Source organism: Wolbachia endosymbiont (group A) of Brachyopa scutellaris, from assembly GCF_964026995.1.
GTDB lineage: Bacteria > Pseudomonadota > Alphaproteobacteria > Rickettsiales > Anaplasmataceae > Wolbachia > Wolbachia pipientis.
In genome coordinates this window covers 135,770-156,302 of sequence record NZ_OZ034720.1, presented here as the reverse complement: position 1 = coordinate 156,302, position 20,533 = coordinate 135,770, and the positions used below count along the sequence as shown (strand labels likewise).

Genomic DNA, 20,533 nt, shown 5'->3' with positions numbered 1-20,533 from the left:
AATAGGCAAAGTTAACCTTACTTCTCGTCATTTTTTAATTTATCTTCAATATCCTCATCTTCAAATTCATCCTCCTCTTCTTCGTCATCAAACCCATCATCACTCCTATCCTCCTCTTCCTCGTCATCATCATCTTCAAACTTATCGTCGATATCTTCATCATCAATATCTTCGTCTGCAAATTCATCTGATTCATCATATACTGCATCTTCGGTTTTAATTTCATCAGGATAATCAACTGAATTAGGTCCCTCAAGAACATTATTCCCCTCGTTATTAACCTTATCTTTGCTCGCAGCGGCAGAAAGAACTTTGTTTGGGTCATATGGTTCTTGTGTAGGCACACGAGTTTGTTTGAGCAGCCTTCTTGTGAAGGTGGTATCACTGTAGTACAAAATTTTCTTTGATTTAATTGGGTAAGTCGATTCTATTAAAATTATCTGATCGTCACGTGGCAACATAATAACTTCTTGAGGCAATAGCAATGCTCTTTGTATTTCAGAGATATGTAATGACCTTGAAGCAGGATTTAAATCTAAAAATTTAGGCTTATTCAACGATTCTTGTTGTACAGTTTTGTTTCCTATAAGTTGCGATATTAAATTAGCTGTTTCAATATTATTGGCTGCAAAAGTTATTCTGTAAGTCGAGTTTGACAAAAAGGAGTTCATCCCTGCTTCTTCGTATATTCCTTTGAGCTGCTCAGTATCTTGAACAATTAAGAATAACCTAACTCGATAACCACGAAAATATGCAATACCTGTTTGAAATTGCTCCATTTTTCCAAGTGTAGGAAACTCATCCATTAAAAACAATACGCCATAAGGCTCGTCATCCGATGGCAATTTTCTACATAAAAACTCAGTTGCCTGTTGGTAAAAAACCTGCATTAAAGGCCTGAGCCTAGTCAAGTTGTCAGGAGTTAAACCAACATAAACTGTAATTTTCTTCTTTTTAAAATCTAGAATATTAAAATCACTTGACGCAGTTGCAGTATCAATCAATGGGTTTGCCCACAATTCAAGTGATGAGTTCATGGTTGATACAACACCTGACCTTTCTTTATCAGCTTTTTGTAAAAAAGCTGCAATATTCATATATGCTACAGGGTGTAGTATTTTACCCATTGTATCAAGAGCAACAGCAAGATTATAAACCACGTCATCACTACGCATCGTACGCACAACTTCACCAAAAGATTTAACTTTCTCTGGTGCAGCAAGTAAGTATAATACCACTCCAACAAATAAGCTTCTTGCTTCATTCTGCCAAAAGTCTTGTTCAGGCATGATTAGGTTAGCTATTTTCTGCACATCGTCAACCATCTGCCCAGGTTTTTCACTAATCCATTGTAATGGATTGTAACAGTGACTTATTCCATCTGGCTGCGCTGGATTCCATACGTATACTTTTTGTCCTTGTCGTTCTCGCCAACCACTTGTTATTTCATAGTTTTCTAATTTTATGTCGTGTACAATTACCGAGTCAGTCCAAAATAATAAATTAGGAATTACAAAGCCAACACCCTTACCAGAACCTGTAGGTGCAAATAACAATGCATGCTGAAACCCATCAGAAATGAAGTATCCTCTTTTATCTTTACCAAGCAATAATCCCTTTTTGCTTCTTAATCCTGCTTTTCGTATGTCTTTCTCTGATGCCCACTGCGAATCTCCATGAAGTGATTCTTTCTTTTTAAATGGTCGCCACTCAATTATCCTTTCTCTTAAATTCCATAAGATAATCATTAAAACAATGATAGGCAGTGCAAAAGATATAATTAATTTGATTTTGAGCTCAAGGCTATATAACTCTGGATGATGCCAACAATATTGTATATGATCAAAAATCGTTGGCCAAAGAGCTTGAGGGAAAGGCGTCAAACTAGGATTAATTGCCTTAAAATCCACAGCATCCGGACCATCAGCAAACAGAACAAACAATATACCAGATAGATAGAAGCAAAACTCAAGTACGCTAAAAGCTACTACACCTCCTATGAGAATATTACGTAGGTGATTTCCATTACTCATAAACTACTCTTCCTTAACTTATGTATAAATTTAAGCATTTTCGCTCGCAGATCTAGTAAATAATATCTCAGAAATGCTTCTTTTGCCCCCACCGGTTCTTTTTAGCTGAATAACAATATCAATCACATTTCTAATGTATGGTATAATTTGGTCTGGAGGAATGCCAAGATTTGCCTGCATAACCATCAATTTTATTTGCTCAAGGGCCATTGTTGGACTATCCGCATGAAGGGTTGATATTGATCCAGGGTGACCAGTATTTATCGCCCTAAGAAAACTAAAAGCTTCCGCTCCACGGAGCTCACCAACTATTATTCTGTCTGGCCTTAAACGTAAGCACGCTTCTATCAAATCTTGAGTGGTTACTTTTGCTCTGCCCTGCCCTCCTTTAGAGGCAATTAGATGGACTTTATTGGGATGATCGTTCAAAACGATTTCCCTTGCATCCTCAACAGTAATAATTCTTTCCTCAGCTGGAATAGCACGCAAAGTAGCATTAGTAAAAGTAGTCTTACCAGTGGAAGTTCCACCACTAATTATAATATTTTTCTTACTTATTACAGCGTATTCTAAAAACTCTTTTATTTTTTTTTGCCTTAATAATAAATCCAAATGACGGTCAACTGGATTATCAGTTGCTTCTGTAACAGTTTCAGAAAAAGCCCCCATTTTTTCGTAATCATCGAGTGCTAACTGCATGCTAGAAGGCTTACGAATCGACATTACTACTTTATCAGGTTCACATGCTGGCGGAAATACTATCTGTATACGATAACCATTTGGTAATGTTGCCGAAAGTAACGGCGCTTCTTCGCTAAGTTTTTGTTCTGTAGCTTGAGCAATCAGTCTGCCAAGAGATTTCAAATGGTTAAGATCGAATACTTCTAATTTTTCACACCTTATTTCACCGCGATTTTCAATCCATACTTCCTTTGGCTTATTTATTGATATTTCATTTACGCCTTCTTCTTGAAATATGCCTTGTAATGGCTCCAAATATGTATCAAGTGCAGCATAGTTCATTTCATTGATTTAATATTGCCTGTGGAGGAAATACTATATCTTGGTTAACAAATACTTTCAATGCAGTGCCTTGATCAACATAAATAGTTGGTTTTTTATCTGTATATCTGCCCACTACATCCCGCATATCTTTAGAAAAATCCTCGATTGATTTCCCGATTGCTTCATCATAAACAGACTTGCTTTTTCTTTGAATTTGTTCTAACAGTTGATTTACAATTTCCAGGCTTATATTTACCTCGTCTTCTTCAATTCCTAGTGCTTTTGCTATTTCCTCTTTCATTATTTTTAGTAAATCTTGTCTGCTTTTGGCACTCCGAATTCTTCCGATAGCCCCAAGGCCTAATTTCCATTTGTCACTAGATATCTTCTTTTCTGGGTCAATAATGAGTTGGAGAGAAGAAAAATCTATTTCGGTTGCAGTGATAGACTTTACTGCATCTCTGACAGTTAGCGTATCAACAAGATTAGAAGCCTTTTGCCCTATAACAGCAGAACCAATCGAAACACCAGCAAGTGTCACTGAAGAGAATAACGCACTTACTATTTTGTTATCAACTATTCCTGCTATTCCTGCTCTACCAAGCTCGTCAGTACTAAGTGATGAGATTGCAATATCTATTCCATGTGGCAGAATCACTCTATTCCAGTTTATATTTACACGAGATTTAGCAACATTCGAGTCAAATGAATAACTGCCTATCAATCTTGAGCCTTTAGGTATTAAAACTGTATCACCAGTTTCTGCATAAACATCTCTACTCACCATAGCACGCAGCATTCCTTGCAGATCAGAGTTTATTGCAGTTTCAAGAACAGCATCAATAATTTTACCTTGAGTAATCATTAAACCAAGCTTTCCTACTCTGGTAGCTTTGCTCGATTGTGCTGAAGTGTCGGATAAAATAGCATCAGCAGCCTTGTTCTCTCCACTACCACCTGAAATTGTCAACATCTGTGCACTACGTCTGTCTCTAGGATAACCGCCACCCCCTATTGTAGGAAACGAGGTAGGTAAATTGCCCATAACATTACTAGAAGGAAAATTTTGCTTTGGCAAAATAGGTATATTTGACACAGGAGTTTCTTTTGGTTTCTCTTCTTCTTTTTTCATCACTTCTTCTTTTCTAATTTGTTTTATTTCTGGTATGATTAGTGGTGTAGGAAGAGGAGGTAAGGGTGGTAAGGGATCAGTTATTATTCTTTCAGGAACCATTACATTATCTGGAACTTGTTCCAACTTTCCTTTCAATTCTTGAACGTTTTGCTTTGTTTCCTCTTTTTTAATAACTTCTGAACCCTCTTTAGGAGAAGGACTAAAATAGAGATAATACACTCCACCAGCCAGAAGCACTAAAATAATGACCATCAATGCCCTATGACCTTGATTAGAGCCAACTGTTACTACCTTATTCTCTATTTCTGATTCATCTTCTGAATTGTTACGCCTTTCTTTATTCATATTGCATGTACCACAGCTAAAGTGACCTATTTATAATTTCAACTTCACCATCTTCATAACGCATAAATAGCTTTTTATGTACTCCTTTTATTATAACATAATCATCAAATAACAGCCTTTTACAAGGTTTATCCTCCCCTTCTATAAAAACCTGAGGTATTTTATTATTATTTCTAAATTTTAAATAGGTTAAATAACCATCATCAAATAACTCGATCGGAACTATATCCGCATTACCACCTTCATCAATATATGTATAATTGTACTTCGTATCATTTTCTTGTATTATTTTTTCTAGCTTGTCTGTAGTATATTGCATTTGAGTAGGTAAAGAAACCTCATCTAAATCAACATCAAATTCACCTTCTTCTTGAGGATAATAAAAACGTACTACGTAAGATATATCCTTTTCAGCAGAATAATCGTGATCCACTTTCTTAGCATCAGTATCCGGGTATTTATCGTAGTTTGGCCTTGAGATTAAATCAAAAATGTAATTTCTTTTTTTAGTTGTCGTAATAATCATGTTAGTGCGACTACTAACTTCAAATGGCATAATAAGCAATTTATTGTCATAAGGATTAATTTTCCAACTTGATGCATCACCAACAGCGATATTTTTAACTTTTTCTCCTTCCGCAAATTCAATATAAGAATAGTAACCCTGACTAAAAACCACCGTAAATACTTCATTAGGGCTATACACAAAAGTCTTTATTCTACTATCTACAGAAATAGGCTCATTATAATTAATGGATGCGTTTAAATTGCCACTGACAAGTAAAGCTAAAACTAATAATATCCTATACATATTCATCATCTACTCTATATGAAATAACTTGAAATCCTAATGGGTTAATATATCTTTGCTGATCATCCATTTCAAGCGATGCATACCTATATGACATAATAACTATCTTGTTTTTTCTTGTGGAACTTCCATCTTTCCGTGTAAATTCCACAAAAAATCTCACCTGAAGAGCATCGTTACCCAATTTTTGAATTGAGCGAATTTTAAATTCACTTTTGGTATCTGAATATAAATTAAAAAGATCATCCATATTCTGCGATCCTATATAATTTCTAAATTCATTATACACATTAGGTGAGGAAAACAACCTCACCTTTGTATAATAGTTATAATTATAATGATATGGATCAAAAACCTCCCTTGCTTTTATATACTCTGAAATAAAATAATCGTTTAGCGCTTCATCTGCAGAATACTCTTTTACTGTGACAGGATCAACCAATTGCACTATTCCTGATTTCTTGTCAATTTCTATAACAAATGGCTCAATAGTGCTACTTGTGCTAATTTTAAATATGACTAATATGCTGATAGAGATCGTTGCTAATAATATTAATGCAAATAAAAGTAGAATATTTCTTTGAGCAATAACTGTGCTGTAGCGGTTTGAATTCCAATTTATATCCTTATCTAAGGATTCAGTATTTTTTTCTCGTTTAAAAAATCTTAGCATTTTACTATTCCTAAAAATCTTAACTTATGTTAATAAACATAGCAAATTAACAAAGTAGTTACAGCAAAAAAGCTAAAAAACTCTTAATCTATGGCCTAATTTACCAAATTTTGTCTCCATATATGAATCGTTATATTTATTACGTTCCACAATAAGTGGTAGACACTTTGTAACTCCTATACCACTACTTTCCAATTCTGACAATTTTCTATCATTGTTTGTAAGTAATTGGATTTTGTTAATGTTCAATTTCTTAAGCATTTTAGCTGCAACAGCAAAACTCCTTTCATCATCTTCAAAACCCAATGTTCTATTTGCATCAACAGTATCAAGATTATGTCCTCTTTGCATACTGTACGCTCTTAACTTATTAGTTAAACCAATGCCCCTTCCATCTTGCATCAAATACAATATAATACCACTTCCACAGTCAGCTATCATTTGAATTGCTTGATGTAACTGACTTCTGCAATCGCATGACAAGCTATCTAACAAGTCACCCGTATAACACGAAGAATGAATTCTTACTAATGGTTCGCCATCTTTATCTGGATTGCCAATGATAATTGCATGATGTTCTCTTCCACCACTTTCGGTTCTATAAGATATGATATTTACTTCTTGAGTCTGTTTTAAAAATAATGATGTTTTGCACACTTCATATACATCCTGATTTTCTTGAAAATTATTTATGAATGACGTGTCCAGTGCAATAACGTCATTTTTCTCGCACCAATTTCGCATTTCATGATTATTCTCAAAAGTCATATCAGCCACTAACGCGTATGGCAATAATTCTGAGAACTTAAGCAAGGCAATAGCACATTCATCTATTGTCTTTGAGCATTGCAACTCTTTTATGCAATCTTCCTTTGAACAGTTTATTAAATGGAGCAGTTCATCAAAATTATTCACCAACAGACGTTTGCTGTTATGTTCTTTATTCTGAGATATGTATTTTACCTTACTTGAAGTTAAAGTAACATATACATTGCTTGATATAAGCTTGTATTGATTAAATAAATCTCTTTCTAAAGCCTCAGCAGCAGCAAACAATAGGTAATTACTTTCATCATATATTACAATTGGCCGACCGCGCCTGATTTCGCTGATAGCTCTTTCTACCTTATTGCTACTCTGATTTCCTATAAACATTTTTACCCATATTAAACAGCGATAAAAACTGGTGCGGCCGAGAAGACTTGAACTTCCAAGGCCTTATGAGCCACAGCGACCTCAACGCTGCGTGTCTACCAATTCCACCACGGCCGCACTATATTCTAGTTTTTATATAATTATTTTAAATTACTTAATCATTTTAGAATTTTTCATCTAGAGTGTCAATCTGATACTAGAATAATTTAGAAATTGTTTGTATAATTTGATTATGAATTTTGTGATTATAAATTTTAATCATTTAAGATAACCTTACTACTAATTTTTAACTTAGGTTTTTATACAAATGAATATAGCTAATATCTTTATTTTTTTAGCTCTCTCTCTTATAACTAGCTTTCATTTCGTCCATGCACAAATATTATACACATGGTCTCAAGTTATCCCAGAAAATAAACTAAGCATACGCGCAATTACGGACAATGACATGTGTCCCATTGTTTATGTTGATGGCGAGGAAACAGAAATGCTGAATCGCAGCTCAATTAACAATGGTGATCATAACGAAACAGTTTGTGAACTGACAGTACAAACAAGTGCCAAAAACATTAGTATTGAAGATCTACGGGTTCCTATATTACCAAAAAAGGTTAATAAAATTGCTTTCATTGGTGACACGGGCTGTAGAATAAATATGTTATTTCAGCAGGAATGTAATTCGGTAGATAGCTGGCCTTTAAAAAAAAATTTAGATTCAATCGCCCTTCATAAACCAGATTTAATTATCCATGTTGGTGATTATCATTATAGACAAACAAAATGTAGAAATACAAAAAAGTGTGGCGATATTTATGGATATAATAAAGAAGTTTGGTACGCTGATTGGTTTGAGCCTGCAAAGGATATTTTATCACAATCCCCTTTCCTTTTTGTTCGTGGAAACCATGAGAGTTGTGATAGAGCTTATGAAGGATGGTTCAGGTATCTAGATTCATACCCCTTTTCGTCTGAAAAATGTGGAAACTTCGTTTCTAGTTGGTCCTTAGATGCTGGACCGATGAAATTTTTTATCTTCGACTCTTCATCCGGTGAGGATATTTTTACAACCCAAAGCACAATTGATGCTTTTGAGAGGCAATTTGATAAATTGATACAAAATAGTTCTGACAAGCCCATGTGGTTTTTAACTCATAAACCGCTTTGGAGATCTCCAAAAAAAGAATTTTTGACATTAAAAAGCCATGGTAATCTTACACAAATCGAAGCTTTTGGAGATAAATTTCCAAGCAATGTTACTACCATAGTTTCTGGCCACATTCATATAGCCCAGATTTTATTAATGGATAATGTTCCAGACCAAATTATAGTTGGAAACGGTGGTGCATCATTACACGCTCAAGATCAAGAATCTGTTTATCAAAATGTAGAATTTGACTATTCAAATGGTAAAAACTACTTAGCACACGAGGTTAGAAACTTTTTTGGCTTTGGCTTTGCAATACTAAATTTAGATGATCCCGAATTTACCTTCTATAATCAACACAATAAGGAAATGTATTCTGCGAAGCTAACAGAAGATTTTAAACTTAAACGGATTAAAACTATAGTCGATTCATTTTAGGATTTGTTATTAGCTATTTTAAAAACGCTACTTAAACATTTTTTTTAATCGATTGATTTCATCAGCAAATTTTGAGTCGGTCTTTATAAAATTTTCTACTTGTTTTACTGCATGTATAACAGTAGCATGGTCTCTGCCACCAAAGTTTCTCCCAATATCTGGTAGGCTTTTTTGCGTAAATTTTTTGGCAAAATACATAGCTATTTGTCTTGGCCTTGCAAGACTGCGAAGCCTTCTATTGGATTGCATATCTGCAACCTTTATATTGAAAAATTCAGCTACTTTCTTTTGTATTTCTTCTATTGTGACTGACCTATGATTTGACCTAAGAAGATCGATTAGGGTTTCACTAGCTGATTCTACCGTCATACTTCTTCCAATTAATGAGGTATGGGTAACCTTATTTAATGCTCCTTCTAATTCTCTTATATTAGATTTTATGTTCCTTGCTAAAAACTCTAGGACATCTTTCGGAACATACATATTCATCTGCTCCACTTTTGCCTGCAATATACCAAGCCTTAATTCAAAAGTTGTTTCATTAATATCTGCCACCAACCCCCAACCGAGTCGTGATTTTATTCTTTCTTCCACTCCATCAAGATCACTAGGAGACCTATCAGCTGATATAACCAATTGTTTATTTTGGTCTATCAATGCATTGAAAGTGTGAAAAAATTCTTCTTGTGTACTATCTTTACCACTGATAAATTGCACATCATCTACCATCAATACATCTACTGATCTAAATTGCTCTTTAAATAACATAATATCTTTGCTTCGCAGCGCTGTAATATATTGGTACATGAATTTCTCTGCTGATAAATACACCACTTTTCTTTTTGCTGATGGGGAATTGACTATGTGCCAAGCTATAGCATGCATTAGATGTGTTTTACCAAGTCCCACTCCACCATATAGAAACAAAGGATTGCTGCCTAATATTGGATCTATAGATTCTGCCACACGCTTTGCCGCCGTAAATGCTAATTCATTTGGCTTTCCCACTACAAAATTATCAAAGGTGAACCTTGGATCCAGCGGCGAACCAAGATTATGATTACTTTCCTCTCTGTTTTTTAGTATAACATTAAAATTTGAATTCCTCTCCTCAATTACTTGAATATCAATAGAACGTATACTTTTATCTTCGCTTTGCCATAATGATAATATTTTTTTCATGTAATGAACTGTAATCCACTCTTTTATAAACCTTGTTGACACGGATAAAAGAACTTCCCCATTTCTGCTACTGACAAATTTTAGTGAACTCAGCCAGCTATTATATGTTGCTTCTCCATAAAGATTATAAAGACAATTTTGGATTTTTTCCCAAGTAACATTGTGATCCGCTACTGTAATAATCTGATCAAAAAACATAGTAGAAACCTTAGGGCTAGTTAAGTTCATATACCACACCAAGAAAAAAGCAATAATTAGAAAAACATAAGATAATCAATAGCTTACTGCAAAATGAAAAGCTAATACTACTTAATACACACTAAAAATTATGGTGATTTTTTGATGGGTTGTAAAGGGTATAAAAACATTAAAATTGATCATTTTTATTTCAAAAAAATGAAAAATTTGTAAATGTCGCTTGTATCGAGGATTAGAAGCATGCTATTAAAAACAGTAATACATTATGTATAAATAAGATGTTAAATTTACTGGCAAATAAGTAAAGTATTCATATAAATATAGATTTACTGAAGCAAATTTATGATTATATTAAGTAATTTGAGTTGTTATGCTGTATTCGGTATTGAACTAGAGTTTTACATTGAAGGAATAGAAAAAGAATACTTATTTCTGAATAGCATCAAAAATAAAATAGCATCTCTTGAATTTTCTTGCGAGAAGGAGAATTCTACACATCAGTATGAGATAAAAAGTGGTTGTTATACGAACTCCGACAATTTAATTAAGCATTTTGAGTTAGCAAAACAATCACTTACTGAAACAGCACAAAAACTAGGTGGGAATATTTCTTTTAAAGCAAAGCCCTATTTGGATAGAGCAGGCAGTGCATTAAATGTGCATGTTAATCTCGTGAATTCAAATAACGATAACTTATTTTATATCAATGAGCAAAAGTACAGTGACTATCTGATTCACAGTATTGGTGGATTATATGCAATGATGAAAAAACATATGTTGTTTTTCGCTCCAAATGATGATTCATATTTAAGATTTCAGTACCCGGATATTCACACTCCAACTACGATTAGTTGGGGGGTAAATAACAGAACTGCTGCGATAAGAATTCCCTATTTTGGCAACGATTCCAAAAGATGCCGCCTAGAGCACCGTGTTCCTGGAGCAGATTGTAACCTTGAAAAAGTACTCACAGCAATAATTGAAGGTATAGTTTTTGGTATAGAGAACAAAATTGCTCCGCCAAATAGAGTGTATGGCATTGCATCTGATCCTCAATATAAGATGGAGAGTTTGATATAGCAACTACATCTAAAACCCTAACCCGTTAAATGGCTGTTGGATAATTGGCTGTTTTAGCACTTCCCTCACATCATTATTTACATTCCCGCACTGTAATAGCCACTCTGCAGGAGATAGTTTTCTCTCAGGTTTAGATTCTATACTAATATTTGCACTTGGTCTTTCAGAAAGTGGATTACCAAGCGCATCCATGTGTTTAGGTAAAGGTTCCATAACAATATTTGTAGCACTAGAAACGGAATGACTATCTTTAGTATCAGCGCTTTTAGAAAGTGAATTACCTTTGAAATCCATATGTTTAGGTAGTCCATTTTTCATTTCTTCTTCTGCTCTTTTATTTTTTAATTCTTCTTCTAGCTCAGTTTCAGTTCTTTTTGGTTCTTTTACGGTATCTTTTTCTTCACCTTCATCAACACTGCTATACCCTTCATCTTCTGAAACTTTATCTCCTGAAACACGAGTAATTTCAGCTTTAGTTCTTATTTTATGAATCAGCGAAAGTAATAAGTAAGTAACTGCAGCGGCAGAAACGATAATGGCTATCTTTGCGGCAATGTGGATTGCTGTTAAAAATATTAAAGCTGATAAAGCTCCAGCTAATCCAGACACAATAACTTTATTTTTGCCCTTTGTTACATTTAGAATTGCCACCATAATAACCTCTCAAATACTGTTCTAGAATTATTATACAGGAATTTTCTTATACTTGCAATTTTGCGAAAATTTTAATTATTTGCATAAAGTTTTAAAGCTACACAAGGATTAATTAATATGCAATGTATCGCGACTATAATATTGTACAAACACACATATTCAGCTAACATTCAACATGCAGAGCTTACTCATAGAGCGAAACAGGGCGGTGGTATTATTACTTATAGTAATTTTTATCTTCGGTTCATACGTTTATGTAAAAATGCCAAGGGAAAGCAATCCTGATATACAGATTCCTATAATCAGCGTGTTTGTTGGACTTCCTGGGATTTCTGCTCAAGATAGTGAAAAGCTATTAGTGCTTCCTATAGAAAATGAACTAAGATCCATCGAAGGTGTAAGAGAATTGAGAGCTTTTGCAACTAATGATGGTGCTCACATGATACTCGAATTTGGAACAGAGTATGATAATAAAGAAGTGCTCGATAATGTTCGTTCAAAGCTTTCAAACATAAAATCGAAGTTACCTGTTGAAGCGGAATCTCCGATAATCAATGAAATAAACTTGAGCTTATTTCCGATACTCAATGTCGGCTTAATTGGTAATTTGCCAGAAAGAGCCTTAACTGAAATAGCACGCAAGCTAAAGAAAGAAATAGAATCTCTGCCAAATGTTCTCAAAGTTGAAGTGGCAGGTATGCGTAAAGAAACAGTGGAAGTGATAGTTGAGCCCACAGTTCTAACAAAATATAACATTCAATCAAACGAAATATTCCAAGCTATATCAAGCAATAACAGACTAGTGGGAGCTGGGTCACTGGAAAATGATACCGGTAAATATTCGATTAAAATATCAGGGTTATTAAAAGATATAGAAGATATTATGAATATTCCTATTAGATCTCAAGGCGATGCAGTTTTGAGAATCAAAGATATAGCAAAAGTATACCCTAGGTTTTAGGATCACCAAGGATTTGCTCGCATTAATGGATTACCTAGTGTCGTGCTAGAAATTTCAAAACGTAACGGAAAAAACATAATAGACACAGTAAATCAAGTAAAATACTTAATGGATAAGGCAAAAGATCAATTACCTGAAAATTTAAAAGTGGTGTACTTAAACGACCAGTCAAAAAACGTCCGCGATGTGCTTGATGACTTGGAAAACGGCATAATATTTGCTGTGTTGTTAATATTGATCATAATGATGCTTTCTATGGGAACAAGGATTGCTATTCTTGTGGCACTCTCGATACCCGGTTCCTTTCTCATTGGGATAATAGCTCTTTACTTTATGGGTATAACCTTAAATATCGTTGTGCTCTTCAGTTTAATTATGGCTGTTGGCATGCTGGTTGATGATGCAATTGTGATCAGCGAATATGCCGATAGAAAGATGATCTGCGGAATGGACAAAGTAGAAGCTTTTTACACTTCAGTTCGTGATATGTTTTATCCGGTTCTATCATCAACGTTAACTAAATTAGCAGTGTTTTTTCCTCTATTATTCTGGCCTGATACTGTTGGTAAATTCATGCAGTACATACCAATTACAATAATTCTAACTTTGACTGGATCGCTCATTATGGCTTTGGTTTTTATACCAACACTTGGTGCAATATTTGGTAAGCCTTCGATAACTTCAAAAAAAGAAATAAAAAAAATGAGTGCTATAGAAAGTGGTGAAATAAAAAATGCTGGGCCTATAATAAGAGCTTACGTACGCATGCTAGAGAAGGTTTTGGATCATCCTAAAAAATTCGTATGTGCTACTGTATTCGTTTTGTTTTCATTTAGTGTGCTGTACTTTACTTTTGGTCCTGGAGTAAAGTTTTTTCCGAAAGTGGATTCAGATAATATTTTAATCAGTGTTAAAGCAAAAGAAAGCTTATCAGCCAAAGAACGAGATCTGATACTCAAAGAAGTGGAAGAACGCATTTTGAGCATTGAAAAAGAAATTCATGTTTCTTATGCTAGATCAGGAGCATTTTCAGACAACGTTATCGCCAGAATACAACTAGAACTTATGGATTGGCGCTTCAGGCGCAAAGCTAAGCACATACTAAATGATATAAGGAGCAGTGTGCAAGACATGAAAGGAATAATAATTAATGTTCAAGAGGAAAAGCCAGGACCGTCGGCTGACAAGCCAATACAAATTAACCTCAGCGGGAGTGTATCCAGTTTGAATTTAGCAGCAGAGAAAATTCTAGAAATTATGAACCAACCTTCATCCGGGTTTATAAATATTCAAGATAGCAGATCAGCACCTGAAATAGAGTGGAATATGAGTGTTGATAAGAGTAAGGCTACAAGCTCTGAAGTAAGTGTTGCAACCATTGGCGATTTTATAAAGATGGTTACAAATGGAGTGTTGATTGGAAAATATAGACCAAATAACACGGATGAAGAAATCGATATTGTACTCCGTTTCCCTGGAAAGGATCGCAACATGAAGATTATAGACAATCTTTTTATCAATACAGTTAATGGCCCGTATCCTATGAGCAATATAGTAAAATATGCTCCCGAAAAAAAGGTAAACAAACTAAACAGGATTGATGGATTACGCACAGTGACAATCTCTGCTGACGTTGATACTGGCTATCTTGTTGATGAAAGAGTAAAGTTCATTCAGAATTCTATTGCCCAGGATTGGGACAAGGGAGTAAAAATTGATTTTAAAGGCGACAAAGAAGATCAACAAAAATCAGGAGCATTTTTGTTAAAGGCTTTTATATTAGCGATTACACTAATGATATTGGTATTAGTGACACAGTTTAATAATGTATACCATACATTTATCGTAATGACAGCAGTGTTTTTATCCACAACATGTGTGTTTTTTGTTTTCTTTCTTATCCAACAAGTTTTCGTAGTTGTTATGTGTGGAGTGGGGATAATTGCTTTGGCGGGAATTATAGTGAATAATAACATACTATTACTTGATGCCTTTCATCACCAAATTAAGGTACACAAAAATGACATCAAGCGATGTGTAATAAACGCTGCAATTTCTCGCGTTAGGCCAATATTGCTTACCGTTGCAACCACAGTTCTTGGTTTAATACCGATGATTACCAGGTTAAATATCAATTTTTTTACGCTACAAATCACATATGATGCTCCATCAAGCCAGTGGTGGGTTGACATTTCAACAACCATAGCAAGTGGAATATTGGTTGCAACGGTTTTAACTTTATTCTTTACTCCTGCGTTGCTTGTTATACAAAGACATGAAAAAACTTGACTTAAATTAGCAATCATTTAACATTTAAGATAGTGTTCTTTGCCCGTTGGAGCTATAATTATAACTAATTACATTGGATTTATTTATTATGATTGCTAATCGTAAAAGCAGTGTTAAGCAGAAAAGTAACAAGAATAACATAGTTGGAAGCCTTGATGTAATAAAAACAGCAGGAGAGCTTTCACTTCAAAAAGGTTTAGATTTTGATGTTGTAATAAAGGCACTAGAAAGTGCTATAGAAGCAGTGGCTTATCAAAAATATGGTAGCAAAAGTAAAATTGTAGTTAATATAGATAGAAACACAGGCAAAGTTACTTCATACAGAAAACTAAAAGTTATTGATGACGAATCAAATAGAGAAGAGAATACTGAGTATGAATCAATTACGCTGACACAAGCTAAATTAATAAAAGAAGATGCAAAAATTGGAGATACTGTTAGTGAATTACTCTCTCTTAACACTGATCTTGCTTCAGCAAGAATTGCCCAGCAAAAAATTGCTCAAATAATTAAAGATGAAGAGTCAAAAAAGCAATATGAGGAATTTAAAGATAAGGTGGGAGAAATAAGGTATGGTATTGTTAAACAAGTAGAATATTCAGATCTTATTATAGACATAAATGGCACGAGGGCATATCTTCCATTGCGAAATTTAACTGGTGGTGAATCATTTCGTGAAGGTGATAAGGTTAAAGCTTACATACAGACTGTTAAGCGCTCTGATGATGGACGTCAAATTATTCTTTCTAGGACTCATGAAGGCTTTTTGGAGGCATTATTAAATCAAGAAATACCAGAAATTGCTGACGGATTAGTGACAATTAAAGGTATAGCTAGAGATGCTGGTTCAAGGTCTAAGGTTGCCGTTTTCTCTCCCGACAAGAACATTGATCCAGTAGGTGCTTGTGTTGGAGTTAAGGGAGATAGAATAAAAACTATTATACACGAATTAAATGGTGAAAAAATTGACGTTATAAATTACTCCTCAGATTTGGGTCAATTTGTTATTAAAGCCATTACTCCTGCAGAAGTATCGAAGGTTATTATTGATGAAAATGAAAATTGCATAGAGTTAATAGTTGCTGAAGATCAATTGAGTTTAGCGATAGGAAAAAAGGGCCAGAATGTAAGATTAGCTTCAGAGCTTGTTGGATGGAAAATTGAGATATTAAGCACTCAGCAAGAATCAGAAAGGCGAAGTAAAGAACTTAGTCAATGTTCAGCTTTATTTGCTGAAGCTTTAAACTTAGAAGAGATTATGGGTCAGCTATTGGTAACAGAAGGTTTTTCAAGTGTAGAAGACATATCTAGCGCTTCAATTAAAGAGCTTGCTTCAATAGAGGGCTTTAATGAAGATATTGCAAACGAACTTCACAATAGAGCAAATAAGTACCTGAAAGCAGAAAATGATAGAAAAATAGAAGAGCTAAAAAGTTTAGGTATGGAGGATGATGTAATCAATTTAACTTTATCAATAGACAATAAAATTGCTCTTAGTAAGCATGATATTAAGACTTTAGAGGACATAGCAGATTTATCAAGTTATGAGTTTTGCAGCATACTCTCTTCCTCATCCGATAGCAAAGAAGATCTAAAAGATACAGTAGATTCAATAATCATAGAAGCACGTAAAAAGCTTGGATTAATATAATAAAATAATATGAATAATGAAGATATCAGTGATAAAAAATTAACGCTCCAAGGTTTAAGCAAGCTTAAATTAGACCTCAATTTAAACTCTTCAGCTAGCCCAAGTACTGGAGCTACAGTAGTAAAAAAAAGAAGAAAAAAATCTCATGATGCAGAAGAACATAATTTATTTGACGAGAGTAAATTATGTTCTTTAACAGAGAAAGAACAAATTTTTCGCATTAATGCTGTGCAGAATGCTGCTTTGCTGAAAGAAAGAAATCAGAGAGAAGAAAAAGAGAAAACAGCAAAAGAAGACAGCAATAAAGAGATTGACGAGAAAAATGAAGCGGACGCTTTATCTAAGGAAATAAATAAGCAAGTTTTAAGTAATACCCACTTAGTTGAACCAAAAGAAGATAGTATTGACCATGAGGACAACGATAAAAAGTCTTTTAAAGTCAACAAAGATATATATTCTAAGCATTCTAAACTGGTAATTGCACAGGCAATAGATGAAAAAACTGAACAACCCCCTGTATTTAAGCAAAGGTTTGGTATAAGAGGTAGAAAGTCAAAGTTTACTAAGGGTAAAAATATATCAAGAGAAGTTATTATACCAGACAAAATAACTATCAGGGAGTTATCTATTCGCATGGCAGAAGATAGCAAGAGTGTGCTAAAAATGTTCAAAGAAGAAGTCGGTGAGAGTTATAGAGTAGATGATCTGGTGGATCCAGATATAGCATGTGAAATAGTGGAAAAATTTAATCATACGGCTAAACGAGTGAGCGATACCAACAGAGAAAAAGATTTATTTTTTATAGAAGGCAGAGAAAGCCTGCCTAAAAAACCTAAACCACCAATCGTCACTTTTATGGGACACGTCGATCATGGTAAAACCTCATTGCTCGATGCATTTCGTGAATCTAATGTTGCAGAAAGAGAGTCAGGTGGCATAACTCAACACATAGGTGCTTATCAAATAACGACAAAAGATAAGCAAAAAATTACCTTTATTGATACACCAGGACATGAAGCGTTCACTGCGATGCGTGCACGTGGTGCCAATATTACTAATATAGTTGTAATAGTAGTTGCAGCTGACGATGGAATCATGAAACAAACAGTTGAAGCAATAAATCATGCAAAAGCAGCAAATGTTTCCATTATAGTTGCTATTAATAAAATTGATAAATCTGAGCCTGGTGATGTAGAAAAAATAATTAATAGTTTGCCTCAATATGATCTCATCCCTGAAGGGCTTGGTGGTGATGTTATGATTGTGCCAGTATCAGCAAAAAAGAAAACTAATTTAGATAAACTAGAAGAGACGATTTTGTTAATCGCTGAATTAATGAAGCTAGAAGCAATAGAAGATTGTCGAGCACTTGGATGGGTAATAGAATCCAAAATAGATAAAGCGAAAGGAATATCAGCTACGTTGATAGTTGAGGAAGGAACGTTAAAGGTTGGTGATATATTGGTAGTTGGTACAACATACAGTAAAGTACGTAGTATGGTTAATCACCTTGGTCAAAGAGAAAAAGCAGCACTACCCTCCGCTCCAATTGAAATTACTGGTCTAAATGGTGTACCAAATGCTGGAGATAAATTTGTTGTTGTAAATTCTGAAAAGCAGGCGCGTGAAATTGTTGAATACAGGCTAGAGTTGATCAAGAAAAAGAAAGAAGATTTGGGCGACAATAATTTAGATATATTCAGTCGTAATAACAGCGAAACAGAAGAACTATCTGTAGTTTTAAAGTGCGATGTAACTGGTTCTATTGAAGCAATATCAAGTTCAATTGATAAACTCGGTAAAGACCAAGTGAAATTAAATATCCTACACAAAGCAGTAGGAGGGATAACAGATTCAGATGTGCTGCTTGCAGAAGCATCAAGTGCAGTAATTTTAGCTTTTAATGTAAAAGTGGACTCAAAAATAAGGGACTTGGCAAAACAAAAAGGTGTAGAAATACATACTTATAACATAATATACGAGCTCATTGAGGACATGAGAATGTATTTAACTAAAATGTTAAAGCCTGTTACACGAGAGGTTCGTGTTGGCTTTGCATCTGTGAGGCAAATATTTAACGTATCTAAAGCTGGTAATATCATTGGATGTTACGTAAGTGATGGAGTCATAAGAAAAGATTCTTTAATTAAGGTAATGCGTGGTGGCAAATTGGTGCATGAAGGAAAGTTAAAAGCACTACGTAGATTTAAAGATGATGTTAAAGAAGTAGGTGTAAACTTTGAATGCGGAGTATCACTAGAGGGTAATATCGATATTAAAGTTGGAGATATTTTAGAAGCTTATCAATTAGTGCAAGAAGAAAGGGTGTTATAGTAGCTGGATATGAAAAAGGAAATTAGAAACCTAAAAATAGCATCGGTATTGCATAGAGCGATATCAAGAGTCCTAATGGAAGGTAAGGTGTTCAATAAAAATGTAGCGGTATCTGACGTAAAATTAAGTAAAGATTTGAAAAAAGCAGATGTATATATTGTGTTATCTTCATTGAATATTCAAGTAGCTGACTACTTAGATCCAGAAAAAAGACGCACTGGAGATCCTTCTGAGAATAATTGTGATATTAACACTGTTGTTAATGAAATGAACCAGTCTGCATGGTCAATACGTAAATCTATATTGTGTTATGTTGATTTGCGATTTATACCTGAGTTAGTTTTCAAGCCTGATTTAGCGTTCGATAATTTTGTTAATGTAAGCAAAATATTACATAATCACACTTAATTAATGTATTTCAACCATTACTTTTCATTAATGAGGTTGCACAGTTTAACAGGTTTGTGGCTTGTGCTATTTCCCAGTTTGAGCGGTATTCTTTTAGCCTCAACTTCTCTATCATATCAGGCTCTTTTTCTCCTTGTTTTGTTTACTATAGGTGCATTTTTAATGAGACCCGCAGGGTGCATAATCAATGATATCTTCGATAGAAAAATAGATGCGCACGTTGAACGAACAAAATATAGGCCACTTGCAAGTGGTGCATTAAACATAAAGCAGGCTTTGGCTTTACTTTCACTGTTACTGTCTATTGCCCTGGTAATCTTATTATTAACTAATAAAACTACACTTATACTTGGAATAATCTCAATGTGTATGATAGCTACTTACCCTTTATTAAAGCGGTATGTTTGGTGGCCACAATTGTTCTTAGGGTTTACCTTCAATATGGGATCGCTCATGGGCTCAGCAGCAATAACAAACCAGATCAGTATAGAATCCTTGCTGTTTTATATAGGATGCGTCTTCTGGACACTTAGCTATGACACCATATACGCTCATCAAGATAAAAAAGATGATGAAAAACTCGGAATGAAATCTACCGCATTATATTTTGGTGATACAACAAAATCTTGGTTGAAAAGATTTTATTTAATATCTCTTATAACGTGGCTATATGCTGGTATCTTATCATCATTAAATAACATTTTTTATATTGCTCTACTTGCTGTAGGGTTCATATTTCACCGCCAATACAAAAATTTCAATCCTGAAGATCCCAGTCAATGCATGTCCATATTTAAAAATAATTCCTACGTAGGGTTGCTTATCTTTTTTGGCATCCTTTTAGATAGAATTATCACCTAGGTCTCAAGAGTTTTGGCTCTAATGAAGTCAATAAACTCAGGTACTCGCAGAAACGAAAAACTTGCTTGACACCCTTCGCCAGCCCTCTTATCATGAAACTGAAGCTATTTATTTATCTTCGCAATCTCTGCAGTGGATTAATGACAAAAAACTTAATGTATTTGGCGTAAATCATG

At 34.3% G+C, this 20,533-nt stretch carries 14 protein-coding genes, 1 tRNA gene and 1 pseudogene; 7 read left to right on the top strand and 9 right to left on the bottom strand.

Annotation, left to right across the window (positions count from 1 at the left end):
- Positions 1 to 17 precede the first annotated feature (17 nt).
- The 7 genes from AAGD93_RS00770 to AAGD93_RS00740 form a co-directional block, all read right to left on the bottom strand.
- Positions 18 to 2,033 (bottom strand): type IV secretory system conjugative DNA transfer family protein, encoded by a 2,016-nt coding sequence (locus AAGD93_RS00770; protein WP_341819553.1) that lies wholly within the window; start codon positions 2,031 to 2,033, stop codon positions 18 to 20.
- Between the two features lie 30 nt (positions 2,034 to 2,063).
- Positions 2,064 to 3,056, bottom strand: coding sequence for a P-type DNA transfer ATPase VirB11 (gene virB11 / locus AAGD93_RS00765; protein ID WP_065094644.1), 993 nt, complete (start codon positions 3,054 to 3,056; stop codon positions 2,064 to 2,066).
- Between the two features lies 1 nt (position 3,057).
- Positions 3,058 to 4,518, bottom strand: a complete 1,461-nt coding sequence (locus AAGD93_RS00760; RefSeq protein ID WP_010962301.1) for a TrbI/VirB10 family protein — start codon at positions 4,516 to 4,518, stop codon at positions 3,058 to 3,060.
- Positions 4,519 to 4,534: 16 nt separating this feature from the next.
- The gene (virB9, locus tag AAGD93_RS00755; RefSeq protein WP_341819884.1) at positions 4,535 to 5,335 is read right to left on the bottom strand and encodes a P-type conjugative transfer protein VirB9; all 801 of its coding nucleotides are present in this window, start codon (positions 5,333 to 5,335) and stop codon (positions 4,535 to 4,537) included.
- Complete coding sequence (locus AAGD93_RS00750) at positions 5,322 to 6,002, bottom strand: virB8 family protein (protein WP_065094642.1); 681 nt, start codon at positions 6,000 to 6,002, stop codon at positions 5,322 to 5,324. The genes virB9 and AAGD93_RS00750 overlap by 14 nt, the downstream gene beginning before the upstream one ends.
- A gap of 72 nt (positions 6,003 to 6,074) precedes the next feature.
- The gene (locus AAGD93_RS00745; RefSeq protein ID WP_341819552.1) at positions 6,075 to 7,157 is read right to left on the bottom strand and encodes a GTP cyclohydrolase II; all 1,083 of its coding nucleotides are present in this window, start codon (positions 7,155 to 7,157) and stop codon (positions 6,075 to 6,077) included.
- A 29-nt stretch (positions 7,158 to 7,186) separates the two neighbouring features.
- Positions 7,187 to 7,274: transfer RNA gene (locus tag AAGD93_RS00740), tRNA-Leu, on the bottom strand.
- Positions 7,275 to 7,464: 190 nt separating this feature from the next.
- Between AAGD93_RS00740 and AAGD93_RS00735 the strand changes: the two genes are divergently transcribed.
- Complete coding sequence (locus tag AAGD93_RS00735; RefSeq protein ID WP_341819551.1) at positions 7,465 to 8,739, top strand: metallophosphoesterase; 1,275 nt, start codon at positions 7,465 to 7,467, stop codon at positions 8,737 to 8,739.
- A 27-nt stretch (positions 8,740 to 8,766) separates the two neighbouring features.
- Here the strand turns inward: AAGD93_RS00735 and dnaA are convergent, their stop codons facing one another.
- On the bottom strand, positions 8,767 to 10,149 hold the full coding sequence (gene dnaA / locus AAGD93_RS00730; RefSeq protein WP_209452373.1) for a chromosomal replication initiator protein DnaA: 1,383 nt from the start codon (positions 10,147 to 10,149) through the stop codon (positions 8,767 to 8,769).
- Positions 10,150 to 10,461: 312 nt separating this feature from the next.
- Here dnaA and AAGD93_RS00725 point away from each other — a divergent pair, with 312 nt between their 5' ends.
- Complete coding sequence (locus AAGD93_RS00725) at positions 10,462 to 11,199, top strand: glutamine synthetase (RefSeq protein WP_341819550.1); 738 nt, start codon at positions 10,462 to 10,464, stop codon at positions 11,197 to 11,199.
- 9 nt (positions 11,200 to 11,208) lie between these two features.
- On the opposite strand, the gene AAGD93_RS00720 is transcribed toward AAGD93_RS00725, so the two are convergent.
- Complete coding sequence (locus AAGD93_RS00720) at positions 11,209 to 11,853, bottom strand: hypothetical protein (RefSeq protein WP_341819549.1); 645 nt, start codon at positions 11,851 to 11,853, stop codon at positions 11,209 to 11,211.
- A gap of 175 nt (positions 11,854 to 12,028) precedes the next feature.
- On the opposite strand from AAGD93_RS00720, the pseudogene AAGD93_RS00715 reads away from it, so the two are divergent.
- The 5 genes and pseudogenes from AAGD93_RS00715 (at position 12,029) to ubiA (ending at position 20,357) form a co-directional block, all read left to right on the top strand.
- Positions 12,029 to 15,103, top strand: a pseudogene (locus tag AAGD93_RS00715) (efflux RND transporter permease subunit).
- Between the two features lie 88 nt (positions 15,104 to 15,191).
- Positions 15,192 to 16,754 carry a transcription termination factor NusA gene (nusA, locus tag AAGD93_RS00710; protein WP_341819548.1) on the top strand — a complete coding sequence of 521 codons (1,563 nt, stop codon included), beginning with the start codon at positions 15,192 to 15,194 and terminating at the stop codon, positions 16,752 to 16,754.
- 9 nt (positions 16,755 to 16,763) lie between these two features.
- Complete coding sequence (infB, locus tag AAGD93_RS00705; protein WP_341819547.1) at positions 16,764 to 19,088, top strand: translation initiation factor IF-2; 2,325 nt, start codon at positions 16,764 to 16,766, stop codon at positions 19,086 to 19,088.
- Positions 19,089 to 19,097: 9 nt separating this feature from the next.
- Positions 19,098 to 19,496, top strand: coding sequence for a ribosome-binding factor A (locus AAGD93_RS00700; RefSeq protein WP_006279769.1), 399 nt, complete (start codon positions 19,098 to 19,100; stop codon positions 19,494 to 19,496).
- A gap of 3 nt (positions 19,497 to 19,499) precedes the next feature.
- On the top strand, positions 19,500 to 20,357 hold the full coding sequence (gene ubiA, locus AAGD93_RS00695; protein WP_341819546.1) for a 4-hydroxybenzoate octaprenyltransferase: 858 nt from the start codon (positions 19,500 to 19,502) through the stop codon (positions 20,355 to 20,357).
- Positions 20,358 to 20,533: the final 176 nt, after the last annotated feature.